Annotated in this window: 10 protein-coding genes; 6 read left to right on the top strand and 4 right to left on the bottom strand. The window is 40.2% G+C overall.

Annotated features, from left to right (window positions below; genetic code table 11):
* The first annotated feature begins 3 nt into the window (after positions 1 to 3).
* Both GNF10_RS05960 and GNF10_RS05955 read left to right on the top strand, forming a co-directional pair.
* Positions 4 to 393 carry a tautomerase family protein gene (locus GNF10_RS05960; RefSeq protein WP_185586332.1) on the top strand — a complete coding sequence of 130 codons (390 nt, stop codon included), beginning with the start codon at positions 4 to 6 and terminating at the stop codon, positions 391 to 393.
* 111 nt (positions 394 to 504) lie between these two features.
* Positions 505 to 954 carry a thioesterase family protein gene (locus GNF10_RS05955; RefSeq protein WP_185586333.1) on the top strand — a complete coding sequence of 150 codons (450 nt, stop codon included), beginning with the start codon at positions 505 to 507 and terminating at the stop codon, positions 952 to 954.
* A 699-nt stretch (positions 955 to 1,653) separates the two neighbouring features.
* On the opposite strand, the gene GNF10_RS05950 is transcribed toward GNF10_RS05955, so the two are convergent.
* Entirely contained in the window at positions 1,654 to 2,421 is a 768-nt protein-coding gene (locus GNF10_RS05950; RefSeq protein ID WP_260446174.1) for a thioredoxin domain-containing protein, read from the bottom strand.
* A 116-nt stretch (positions 2,422 to 2,537) separates the two neighbouring features.
* Positions 2,538 to 3,419: a 4-hydroxybenzoate solanesyltransferase gene (locus GNF10_RS05945; protein ID WP_185581077.1), complete on the bottom strand. Its 882-nt coding sequence runs from the start codon at positions 3,417 to 3,419 to the stop codon at positions 2,538 to 2,540.
* Between the two features lie 310 nt (positions 3,420 to 3,729).
* Between GNF10_RS05945 and GNF10_RS05940 the strand changes: the two genes are divergently transcribed.
* The 4 genes from GNF10_RS05940 to GNF10_RS05925 all read left to right on the top strand — a co-directional run bounded on the left by GNF10_RS05940 (position 3,730) and on the right by GNF10_RS05925 (position 8,845).
* Positions 3,730 to 5,376, top strand: a complete 1,647-nt coding sequence (locus GNF10_RS05940; RefSeq protein ID WP_185581078.1) for a Ppx/GppA phosphatase family protein — start codon at positions 3,730 to 3,732, stop codon at positions 5,374 to 5,376.
* A 637-nt stretch (positions 5,377 to 6,013) separates the two neighbouring features.
* Complete coding sequence (locus tag GNF10_RS05935) at positions 6,014 to 6,277, top strand: hypothetical protein (protein WP_185581079.1); 264 nt, start codon at positions 6,014 to 6,016, stop codon at positions 6,275 to 6,277.
* 230 nt (positions 6,278 to 6,507) lie between these two features.
* Positions 6,508 to 7,569, top strand: a complete 1,062-nt coding sequence (locus tag GNF10_RS05930) for a DMT family transporter (RefSeq protein WP_185581080.1) — start codon at positions 6,508 to 6,510, stop codon at positions 7,567 to 7,569.
* Between the two features lie 133 nt (positions 7,570 to 7,702).
* Complete coding sequence (locus tag GNF10_RS05925) at positions 7,703 to 8,845, top strand: peptidoglycan-binding protein (RefSeq protein WP_185581081.1); 1,143 nt, start codon at positions 7,703 to 7,705, stop codon at positions 8,843 to 8,845.
* 2 nt (positions 8,846 to 8,847) lie between these two features.
* On the opposite strand, the gene GNF10_RS05920 is transcribed toward GNF10_RS05925, so the two are convergent.
* Complete coding sequence (locus GNF10_RS05920) at positions 8,848 to 9,303, bottom strand: DUF2141 domain-containing protein (RefSeq protein WP_185581082.1); 456 nt, start codon at positions 9,301 to 9,303, stop codon at positions 8,848 to 8,850.
* Positions 9,304 to 9,817: 514 nt separating this feature from the next.
* Complete coding sequence (locus GNF10_RS05915; protein ID WP_185581083.1) at positions 9,818 to 11,380, bottom strand: ammonium transporter; 1,563 nt, start codon at positions 11,378 to 11,380, stop codon at positions 9,818 to 9,820.
* Between the last annotated feature and the right edge of the window lie 731 nt (positions 11,381 to 12,111).

Below are 12,111 nucleotides of genomic sequence, written 5' to 3'. Positions count from 1 at the left end.
TGTATGGTACAAATCAAAGTATATTCTTTAGCAGACAAATTAAATCCTATTAAAGCGGAGCTATCAAATGTAATCCATACTTCCCTCATAGAGGTTTTACAGCTTACCCCTGAAAAAAGATTTCACCGTTTTTTCCCACTGGATAAATCAGATTTTTGCTATCCATCTGATAGAACAAACAATTATCTGGTTATCGAAATTAGTATGTTTGAGGGGCGCTCAGTGGAAACAAAAAAAGAGTTGCTTCGCCTACTGATTAAAAATATTAATGAAAAATTCAATATTCCTATATACGATATTGAAATCACAATTTTTGAAACGCCAAAATCTAACTGGGGTATTAGAGGTTTACCTGGCGATGAGTTAACCTTAAACTACAAAGTAGAAGGTTGAAATTATTGTGGGTAATGGGTTATTAGGCACTTAATAATTACCCATTTTTGAAAAGAGTAAAATTTTTTCTAATTTTACAGACCGATCGGTTTTAAAATATCAAGAGAAATCATGCTAGTAAATAACAGTTTGCACAGACCATTAGAAGTAGTATTAGAAATTCCTGTAAGAACATACGACATTGATTTTATGGGAATCGTAAGCAATATTGTATATGTCAGATGGTTAGAGGATTTACGTTTAAAGTTTTTAGATGAACATTGGCACCTCAATCAACAAATTAATCAAGGATATGCACCTGTTCTAGCTGGAACTGAAATTGAATATAAACGCCCGATCAAAATTATTGACCAAGTAATTGGACGTTTATGGCTAAGTAATTTAGGACGATTGAAGTGGACTGTACAAGCTGAAATTTTATCTAATAATGAGTTAGCAGCAGTAGCGAGTCAAAAGGGTGCTTTTGTCAGTTTACAAAATAGTCGTCCTATTCCTATTCCAGAGGAATTAAAGAATAAATATTTAGAACATCAAAAAGGAAACCTGAAAGACTATTCATAAAGTCATATCCTTGGGTTAACAGGATGTTTGAAAAGTCCTCTTCTTGGTAGCAAAACATTCTAGATCCCCCTAAATCCCCCTTTTTAAGGGGGACTTTGACTCCGATTCCCCCTTTTTTAAGGGGGGTTAGGGGGGATCTAAAAGTGTCTAAAGTCACAGCGAAATACTTTTCAAACAACCTCTAAGGCTTTATCCTCCCTAACCTTCCTTGAAAAGAGGAGAACTAGAGGAAGCCTTTTTAAAATGAGTCAGGCGCAGCAGCTTTTTTGACTTGCCTAATTTTAAAGGAAGCTTTAAGTTACCATATCTTTAAGAACATGAGGAGTGAAGAAAATTTCTTCTCAGCACTCCTCATCAGCTACTCCTTACACTTGCCTCAAGTACATCACTAAACTGTTGTATGAAACCTCTAACTAAAGATGCACATTATTGTTAAATAAAAAAGTATCTATCTAAACAAATACTATGGAGATACAATCCTTACACAGTATATACTGATCAAGCTTATTGCTAGTTATCAGACATCATTATAAAAAAATGTTAGCTAGGTATAATTAAAAATATAATAAAATCCTAGTTTGTAGTAGGCAATGAATCGTTCATGGAAAGGTTTATCAAGACTAAAATCATTACTACAAACTTGAACTTATTTGCACCTAGTTACTTAAACAATGACAGGTTAGTTTCAAACACACTCATTTACTTAGCAGCAGTCAATATATTTTCGATATCTGCTAGCTGTGGAACTCCTGAAAAAGTTGGACTATTAATAATAAAGAAAGGTGTGCCAGAAACACCCAACTTCTCTGCTAATTGGATATCTTTTGTAATTGCGGGAGTAGCAAGAGGAAGATCGCGTTTAAATTTACCTAAATCTAGATTCAGTTTTTTAGCAATATCTAAATATAACGCTTCACCTAGTTGCTTTTGATTAGTAAATAGCGCATCATGATATTCCCAAAATTTGCCCTGTTGATATGCTGCCCAAGCTGCCGTCGCAGATGGTAATGCTTCCGCATGAATTGAAATTAGGGGTAAATTTTTGTAAACTAACTTTACTTTATCTGGATACTTTGCTAACAATTGTTTCAATGTTTTATGCGCCTCAGCACAGTAGGGACATTGAAAATCGGAAAATTCTATCAGCACAGTTTTTGATTGAGTTGAACCTGTGGTGGGAGACTCACCAATCACTGTTTGAGGATTCGTCTTTAAATCTTGTAAAAATGCTTGCTGTGCTTGCTTGAGTTTTTGTTGTTGCTGCTGCTGATAAACTTGAACAGATTCAATAATTGCCTGTGGATGTTCGCGGATAATTTGTAAGACTTGCTGTTCTAATTGCGGATCAATCCGGCTAGCAGCTTGTGCAGGAAATGACCAAGCGACAACTAAACATAGCAGACTTATTGCTGCCCAAGTACGCATATACTGAATTAATGGGCTAAACGAATCAAAGAATTTACTCATAGAAAAACTCATAAATATTTTTTGTCTAACTTTATAGATGCGCAGTTGCTTCAACTTCAAAGTAAGCTTCAAGGAAAAATCCCATAATCAAAGTTATGAAAATTCCCTTTTAATGATTAAACAGATCCAGCGATCATCCCAGCAAGCAAAATAAAACCAATCCATACGTTTTGCCGGAACATCTTACCATAAACAGAATTAGGTAAATCTCGCTGTGTTAATCGCAGAAATTGCCAAACCCATCCCATAGTAGCAACTGCAAGGCTAATCCAGAAGGCTAAGTGCAGATTTATGAGCAAACCTAGCCAAGCCAATAACAAGATTGTGCCAGCAAAGAAAATTCCGATCGCTACAGGGGCATAATTCCCAAAAAATAGAGCGCTTGAATTAACACCAATGCGGCGATCGTCTTCCTTGTCGCTCATGGCATAAACTGTATCAAATCCTAATGTCCACAGTACAGTTGCGCCCCAAAGTAACCAAGTTGGTTGAGTGATGCTTTGAGTAACTGCACTCCAGCTAATCAACACTCCAAAACCCCAAGCGATGGAAAGTACCAGTTGCGGTACAGGAAACACTCGCTTTGCGCCTGGATAAAGGACAATTACGGGTACTGCTGCCACACATAACCAGAAACTTAGGGGGTTTAGGTAAAGGGCCAGGATAGCTGCACATACTAATGATACGATCGCAACTACAATCCCAACTTTCACAGACAAAGCGCGAGAAGCGAGGGGGCGATCGCGTGTTCTCTCCACTTCTGGATCGATATCCCGATCCCATAAATCATTGACAACACATCCCGCCGCACTTGTGGCCAGAGTACCCAATATAATTACACCAACCAGAGGTAAAGGCGGTTTCCCAGAAGCTGCTAAAAACACTGCCCAAAGAGCAGGAATCATTAAAATTAACCGTCCTTCTGGTTTATGCCAGCGTAAAAGCCGGATAATTACAAGCCAAACTGGTAACTGGGGGCGTTCTGGCATCGTTAACATAGAAATCAACAAATAACTTTAGATAGATGAATTCACACAACTTTACATCTATAGAATAACGTTATTTGTTATTTGTAAAAACATCACCCAAAATGGCAACTTTAAATATCTTTTAATAGTCGCTAGCGTTAAACGCATTAGGGTGAATATACTTAGCTCAGTTGCCCTCGACAAAACTGAGTTGCGAGTGCTGAGTATTTTTTAATTTACTCAGCATTCAGTTTGAGTAAGTGCGTTGCAATAAATATCAGTGCCAGCTACCCCGACATACCACCGTTCGCCATCATTTCTTATAAAGAGAGAAAAGTAGATGCAGAATTTAGTTTCGGCTAGCTGGGAGAGTTCTGCAACTCAACCACCTAACCAACATCGGATTATTGCTGCCATTGACCTGGGAACAAATTCTCTACACATGGTAGTAGTCAAAATTGACCCGACGCTACCAGCCTTTAGCATTATCGCCAGAGAAAAAGAAACTGTGAGACTTGGCGATCGCAATCTTACCACTGGCGAACTCAAACCAGAGATCATTAAAAAGGCGATCGCTGCTTTAGGACGCTTTCAAGAAGTTGCCAAAACCACCAATGCTGAAACAATCATTGCTGTGGCAACTAGTGCCGTGCGCGAAGCCCCCAATGGTAAAGATTTTTTGTACAGGGTAGAAACGGAATTGGGTTTAACCGTTGACTTAATTTCTGGTCAAGAAGAAGCGCGACGAATCTACCTTGGCGTGCTGTCGGGGATGGAATTTCACAACCAACCCCATACTATTATTGATATTGGCGGTGGTTCCACAGAAATAGTTTTGGGCGATAGTCACCAAGCGCGGACTCTCACCAGTACCAAAGTCGGTGCAGTGCGACTCACTAGCGAGTTAATCACTACCGATCCCATCAGCAACGCGGAGTTTCTGTATCTGCAATCCTATACACGCGGTATGTTAGAACGTTCCGTGGATGAGGTATTAGCAAATTTCCAACTTGGAGAATCTCCCCGTTTAGTGGGTACATCTGGAACAATTGAAACCCTGGCGATGATTCATGCACGAGAAAAATCGGGTGTTATTCCTTCTACTCTTAATGGCTACCAGTTTAGTCTTAAAGACTTGCGAGAATTGGTAAATCGCTTGCGGAAACTGAGTAATTCCGAAAAGGCTGCGATTCCTGGTATGCCAGATAAACGGTCTGAAGTTATACTGGCTGGCGCAGTAATATTACAGGAAGCGATGACCCTTTTAGGCAGTGAATCGATCACTGTTTGCGAACGCTCTTTAAGGGAAGGTGTAATCGTAGACTGGATGTTAAGCCACGGTTTAATTGAAGATAAGCTGCGCTACCAAAGTTCAGTTCGAGAACGGAATGTTTTAAAACTCGCTAATAAATACCACGTAAACTTAGAATATAGCGATCGCGTCGCCAAATTTGCCAAGAGTTTATTTGATCAAACTCAAGGTACGTTACATCACTGGGGATCTGACGAACGACAACTGCTATGGGCCGCTGCAATATTACACAACTGCGGTCATTATGTCAGTCATTCGTCTCACCACAAGCACTCTTACTATCTAATTCGCAATGGTGAATTACTTGGTTATACAGAAACCGAGATTGAAATCATAGCCAACTTAGCGCGTTATCATCGCAAATCGCCGCCCAAGAAAAAACATGAAATTTACCAGAGTCTGCTGACTAAAGAGCAGTGCCAAATGGTTAGTCAATTGAGTGCAATTCTAAGATTAGCGGTGGCATTAGATAGACGACAAATTGGTGCGGTATCTCAAGTGCAATGTGAATATTATCAACAACTTCGACAGGTAAACCTACTGATTTTTCCATCGCAAGCTGATGATGACTGTGCTTTAGAACTTTGGAGTTTAGATTATAAAAAAGGAGTGTTTGAGGAAGAATTTGGAGTTAAATTAGTAGCAAGTTTAGAAAAACCTTTTAGAAAAATCTAAGGTTGTTAAATTGTTTTAGAAAGTAGGGTGCGTTACACTGCGTTAACGCACCTGTTACAAAACAAGATTTGGCAGTTAAAGAAGAATTCAGCAGTCATACCAATTTTTTATGAAGCTGCATATAATTCGATCCCCCCTAGCCCCCCTTAATAAGGGGGGAACCGGAAAAACATCTCTCAAAGTCCCCCTTTTTAAGGGGGATTTAGGGGGATCAAGATATGTGCAACTTCACATTAAATTGGTATCAGAATCAATATACTCTCGACAGGATGCTCCGCGTAGTTTGCTTCTTTGCAGGCTTTACTCAACGCTATCCGCTTTTCGGTTAAGATCCTGAATTAACACTGACTCCTAACTCCTGAATTCTGTTTTGATAAAGATGATTTCAGAATTAAACTAAACCTTATTTCTAATTTTGGCATCCTACTTAAGGAGCAATTTATAAAGTGTCCTAAGAAGTATTTAAAAATTAAAATTAGTAATTAGAATATAGTTAACAATCTATTTAATAGGTTATGTTGCTATCGGATACCTAAGCCGGGAAAACTTAGGTATCCTTCTATAATATAAAATCTCAATAAACCAGTTGAGATTGCTTGTTTCTCTGCATTGAATCGCTCCAAATGCAGAGAAGAAAGTGCCTTATTCATTTGACCAAAGTTTGAGGAACTGGCTCGACACAGATATAAAAAGAAGGGAAAATGCTGAACTTTTGGCAAAAGTGCCTAAGAGGTTGTTTGGAAAGCCAATAATTGATGTATCAAATATTTTTTTACCCCACCCTAACCCTGCCCTTATAAAGGGGAGAGAACCGGATTTTCTTATTTTCCCCCAATATATCGGGGGAATTAAGGGGGATAATAATTCGATGTTATACATATCAAGGCTGCTATCTGCTTGATTTTAAGCATTTGAATTTGGTAACTGATAAAGCTTTTTCAAACTATCCGTCTACTGAAAAACATATTCAACCACCTGTAACCTAAGCTACACCTGATTATTCTTCCCTGATCGTTGAGACGCTACACGATGTTGTAAAGCACCCGCCAGAAGCGATCGCAAAACTACATAATTCGGTAAAATTGGGTAAAGCAATTTTTGCGCTTGTTAAACAAAGGCATCAGCAAACCCATGCAACTGAAACTCAGTGCATCTCGACTTCCCTTCGCCCCTCTCTTGTTAATTGCGCCCTTTTTCCTATGGGGGACGGCAATGGTAGCCATGAAAGGAGTGATACCCCATACCACACCGCTATTCATGGCGGGAGTGCGCCTGATACCAGCAGGGATGTTAATTTTGATTGCAGCAGCATTCATGGGTAAACCCCAGCCCAAGGGTTGGGCTGCATGGCTTTGGATTTCCTTATTCGCCCTGATAGATGGGACTTTATTTCAAGGCTTTTTGGCTGAGGGATTAGTTAGAACTAGTGCTGGGTTAGGGTCTGTGATGATTGACTCGCAACCCCTAGCAGTAGCATTGCTGTCGTTGTGGCTATTCCAAGAACACATTGGTTTTTGGGGATGGCTGGGGTTAGGTTTGGGAGTCACAGGCATTAGTTTAATTGGCTTACCTGATGAGTGGATTTTACATATTCTCGACTCAGGCGCAAATATCACAATTGGCAACTGGCAAGACTTGTTTGCTAGCGGTGAGTGGTTGATGCTATTGGCAGCCTTATCAATGGCTGTGGGAACAGTGTTGATTCGGTTTGTTTGTCGGTATGCTGACCCAGTAACCGCTACGGGATGGCACATGATTTTGGGGGGATTACCATTATGGGGAATTTCGTCAGTTGTGGAATCTCAGCAGTGGGAGAATCTGGGAGGATATGATTTAGTGGCTTTGAGTTATGCTACTGTCTTTGGCAGTGCGATCGCCTACGGGTTATTCTTCTACTTTGCCTCTAGTGGCAGTCTCACTAGTCTTAGTTCTCTTACCTTCCTTACACCCGTCTTCGCCCTACTATTCGGCAATCTATTTCTCTCAGAAGTCCTCAGTCCAGTACAGTGGGTAGGTGTTTTCCTCACTTTAATTAGCATCTATCTCATTAACCAACGTGATGCTTTAGGAGCGCAAAACGACACACTTACTGTCGGCGAAATAGCTAATATACAGCAACCAGTTTTAGATTCATCTGTTAAAAAATTGAACCCTGTAAGCCTAGCAGTTAGAGAATCTGAACCAGAAATTTAGCCCTAACTCGTTAAATATAGGTGAGGGTGATTAGAAACAAGACCCAATACCCAATGACAGTTAACATTTTGTCATCTAAAAGGTATTGTGGTATCGAAGACTTCAAAAGCACGTTCAGGCTGAAACTTTCAATATGAGGCTATGCCGTTCCTCTATTCTGATATTTACCTGTTTTTCTTGCGTGGGTTTTTACCCAAATCGTGCAAGTACAGCCACACCTAACCTAGCACCTGAAATTTTAGAACTGGCACAAGCTAGTTCGACAGTTACCGCTAGTCCGGCTGTATTGAGATATGGTAGTCAAAAATCAGATGTGCAGAGATTACAAACCCAATTAAAACAGTTGGGATACTACAATGGCGTGGTAGATGGACAGTACAACGCTAGTACAGAAATCGCTGTAGCTAAATTCCAGAAAGCAAAGGGTTTAAAAGTAGACGGACTTGCTGGTCTAACAACTAGGAAGAGGCTGCAAGCAGCTTTAGTTGCAAAGAATCAGATTGTCACCTCTCCAATAGTCACTTTTCCTAATCCAACTCCCAAACCGATTGCAAAACCCCAGCCACCTGAGAAAAATTTCATCTGGTGGTTTATATTTGCCATTGGAGTTCTAGGAAGTATTGGCGCACTTATTTACCTGATGAGGTGGTTTCGTCAGATTAAACAAGTGCAAAAGTCCGAAATATTAGATACTAAAAGATTGAGTGAAGCTAACAAAAAAACGATGATACCACCCCCTCCAGAGATTGTAACTAGTCCAGAAAAAGCTACGCCGCCGCTACCCACACAATTACTACTGCCAGAAAAAACTTCCCGGCTTGCTAAACTCAATATCGTTGACGAATTAATTCAAGATTTACGCAGTTCTGACCCAACGAAGCGACGCAAGGCTATTTGGGATTTGGGTCAGCAGGGAGATTCGCGGGCAATTCAGCCAATGGTTGACCTAATGATTGATGCTGATTCTCAAGAAAGCAGCTTAATTTTGGCAGCTTTGGCAGAAATTGGTATCCGCACACTCAAACCGATGAACCGGGGTTTAGCAATTTCAATGCAAGATGAAAGTCCCCAAGTACGGCAAAATGCGATCCGAGACTTGACGCGCATTTATGACATGATGGGTCAAATGAGTCAGATGTTACGCCATGCCTTAGAAGACCCAGATGCCGAAGTACAAGCAACAGCACGATATGCTTTAACTCAGATGAATCGAATGCGTGGCTTACCAGAACAACAAGGTTTAGCAGAAGATTCACACAACGATGCACGAGAATAAGCCTAAAAATATTTCAACTGAATTTGGATATTAGTGTTTGGGCCTGCCACTAATAATGCTGCTTCGCTAAATTTGGGCGCACCTGTGCGAATTTCTGGATTTCTGGAAAATCCAAAACCTTCTTTTGGGATACCAAAAACATTACTGTTGAGAATGCGGTCATTATTTTGATCGTGGAAGACAGCAACGGCGTAACTACCTGCTTTCAAGTTCTCAAAGGTAATGGGTAAAGGAGTGTCAGTAATCTTAGTACACTGCTTTTGGAAGCCGCGATCGCGATCGCTAGGAAATCCTTCACTGCTAGCAAATACACTGGCACATATTTGTCCTTGTTTATTCTTCAATCCATCAATTTCTACGGTGAGTTTGCCGTTAAAATTTGCTTTGGCACTAAATGACCACACCAGATTTCCCATAATTGCCAATAGCAGCATACTAACTCTCAATCCTCTAACCATAAAATTTTTACAAGGTAAAATAAGTTTTAACTTTGATTCAGATCAGGCAGATTCATCCTGACATTATTCGGTCAATACTCGCAAGCATCCTGCTATATTCTGTCTCTAGATTTGTCTAAAGAGGCAAGGAGACAATGGGAAGGATAGTGGTATTAGTATTTTTGGCTGCGATCGCTAAAATAATAAAATCGGACTAGCCCTTTCAAGGTGCGTAAAAATTTTGGTAAATAGATTCCTCTTTAAGCTCTAGACTCTGTGTCCTCTGCGTCTCTGTGGTTATAAAAAATACTTTTAAACCGCAGAGGCACAGAGAATGCTGAGGAAAATAAGAGATTTTACGAGTTACCTTGAAAGGCTAGTCCTATAAAGCAGCAATCAGGTAAAAATTTGAAAAAGTAGGCGGTATAAAACCTCCTACTTTTCCCCGCTTAGATAGAGAATTTTGCGGAATCAGTTGAATCTACTAATGGTGTCTTGGTAGCTCATATTAGAGTAAACCAAAGAAATATTTACCCTAATATCTACCAATTGAGCTTTCTTCTCCAGAAAATCCAGTTGCATCACCTTCTTTGAGAAATCCACTGTAGGCTTCCATACCGTGTTCACCGATATCCAAACCTTCTAGTTCCTCTTCTTTGGATACTCTGATTCCTAAAGTAGCTTTCAGTGCCAACCAAAAAATACTACTGAGTAAAACAGTGAAACCACCTACTGAGACAACGCCCAGCAACTGAACACCGAACTGTCCAAAGCCACCACCTGCAAATAAACCTTTTGCTGGGCCAAGTGTATCGCCATACCAGGAATAAACACCAGGGCCAACAGACCATAGGCCTACTGCAAGAGTTCCCCAGATGCCACAAACTAGGTGAACTGAGGTAGCTCCCACTGGGTCATCAATGCCAAGTTTATCAAAGAATGTTACAGAGAAAACTACCAGTACCCCAGCAATCAAGCCAATAACTAAAGAAGCAGGAATACTTACGTAAGCACAAGAAGCTGTAATACCAACCAAGCCAGCCAAAATACCATTGATAATCATTGACAGGTCTGGTTTACCTAAGTACAACCAAGCTGTAATGGTGGCGGCAATTCCACCGGCAGCACCAGCCATGTTAGTGGTGACAGCAATATGACTGATCGCACTAGGATCGGCAGCCATCACGGAACCGGGGTTGAAACCAAACCAACCCAACCATAGGATCAGACAGCCCAAAGTGGCAATACTCATGTTGTGACCAGGCATAGCCACAACTTGCTTATCTTGATATCTACCAAGGCGGGGCCCAAGAAATGCTGCTCCCATCAAAGCTGCCCACCCACCTACGGAGTGAACCACCGTAGAACCGGCAAAATCCCAAAAGCCTCTGTCTGCTAACCAACCAGTTCCCCAAATCCAGTGTCCGGTAATGGGGTAGAGAATACCTACGAGTAAGAGGCTAAAAATTAGGAAGTCAACAAACTTAATTCGTTCGGCTACTGCACCAGAAACGATTGTTGCTGCTGTCCCAGCAAACACTAACTGGAATAAAAACTTGGCACTTAGGGGTACACCAGTCCAACTAATGGCACTGAAAACGCCTTTATAGGCTTCTCCTGTGGCGGGGCTGTTATCTGCTCCCCCTAAGAAAAACCCATTCAATCCAATGAAGTCGTTGCCATCACCGAACATTAAGGCAAAACCGATTGCCCAAAAAGCAATGCTGGACAAAGCAAATACAATCAAGTTTTTGGAAAGAACGTTGACAGCGTTTTTCTGACGACAGAAGCCTGTTTCTAACATACAAAAACCAGCATTCATGAAGAACACTAAAAAGGCTGCGATCGCAACCCATAGCGTATCAAGAGCAACTTTAAGTTCTGCTGTCGTTGGCCCTGCGGCTGGAGCTTGGGCAACTGCGGCATAACCCCAAGCCAACACAATCAGACAAGCTATAGGTAAACAAGCTTGCCAACTGGGAGAAAGCCGCTTAATTGCTTGATTAAATAGCTTGACTTTTGAGTTGGATTGTGAATTTACAGCGTAATTTCTTGCAGACAAACGCCTATTTTTTGTTTTCGATTTTTGTTTGTACATAAACTTGAACATCATCCTCCGAACCATCCTTAAAAAATGGAAAAAACAGGTTAAGCAGAAAAAACTACTGTCCGAAGTTCAATCCAGTGGTTTTTGATCTTTTTTCTTTAGACCACTTGTTTAAAAACCAGAAAATAAAATTACCTGAGTAGGGTTTAGGAAACTATATTTATGTAGATATTCTTAAGTAATTATGATGTATTTTCTGAAACAGTCAAGTCTTCTTCACTCAATCTTTAATTTTTCAAAAACAAGTTATGTTGAGGAAATTGCCAGGAATTATCAATATTGTGCCTATAAAAAAGGTGCAGCACAGTTACAGCCGATTTTTACCTACATTAAGATGTAGGAAGTCATTAACTACACCTCTTTGGCAGATAAAACCTGCTTCTAACATGGGAAAGCCGATTTTCATGAAGAATATAAAAAAGCAATGATTAGTTCGGAGCTAGCATCAATGAAAATTTGTAGTTTAGTTGTAGTTTTAAATAAAAACTCAATAGTGGGAGCTTGAGAGAAATTATGAGACTACTTCCTATTTCACCCTTGGTAAAATTTATGCCTAGACGAATAAATTTGATTGATTGTCTATTTACTCAAACCAAAAAACTGTATCGTATAATACATTTTTTTGGTTTTGTGATTGCAAATAGCTAGTAATGCAACAAATCAAGCATCTATATCCTTTATAGGTAGGTAATTTCCGATTTCAGGATCTGACAATTATGAAT

It is taken from the genome of Nostoc sp. UCD121 (assembly GCF_014222285.1).
GTDB lineage: Bacteria > Cyanobacteriota > Cyanobacteriia > Cyanobacteriales > Nostocaceae > Nostoc.
Note: the sequence above shows the minus strand (reverse complement) of the source record. Positions and strands in the feature narration are given on the sequence as shown.

Bases quoted from the DNA above. Each gene is read 5' to 3' on its own strand.
- GNF10_RS05960 (WP_185586332.1), top strand. From the start codon at position 4: ATGGTACAAATCAAAGTATATTCTTTAGCAGACAAATTAAATCCTATT.
- GNF10_RS05955 (WP_185586333.1), top strand. From the start codon at position 505: ATGCTAGTAAATAACAGTTTGCACAGACCATTAGAAGTAGTATTAGAA.
- GNF10_RS05950 (WP_260446174.1), bottom strand. From the start codon at position 2,421: ATGAGTAAATTCTTTGATTCGTTTAGCCCATTAATTCAGTATATGCGT.
- GNF10_RS05945 (WP_185581077.1), bottom strand. From the start codon at position 3,419: ATGTTAACGATGCCAGAACGCCCCCAGTTACCAGTTTGGCTTGTAATT.
- GNF10_RS05940 (WP_185581078.1), top strand. From the start codon at position 3,730: ATGCAGAATTTAGTTTCGGCTAGCTGGGAGAGTTCTGCAACTCAACCA.
- GNF10_RS05930 (WP_185581080.1), top strand. From the start codon at position 6,508: ATGCAACTGAAACTCAGTGCATCTCGACTTCCCTTCGCCCCTCTCTTG.
- GNF10_RS05925 (WP_185581081.1), top strand. From the start codon at position 7,703: ATGAGGCTATGCCGTTCCTCTATTCTGATATTTACCTGTTTTTCTTGC.
- GNF10_RS05920 (WP_185581082.1), bottom strand. From the start codon at position 9,303: ATGGTTAGAGGATTGAGAGTTAGTATGCTGCTATTGGCAATTATGGGA.
- GNF10_RS05915 (WP_185581083.1), bottom strand. From the start codon at position 11,380: ATGTACAAACAAAAATCGAAAACAAAAAATAGGCGTTTGTCTGCAAGA.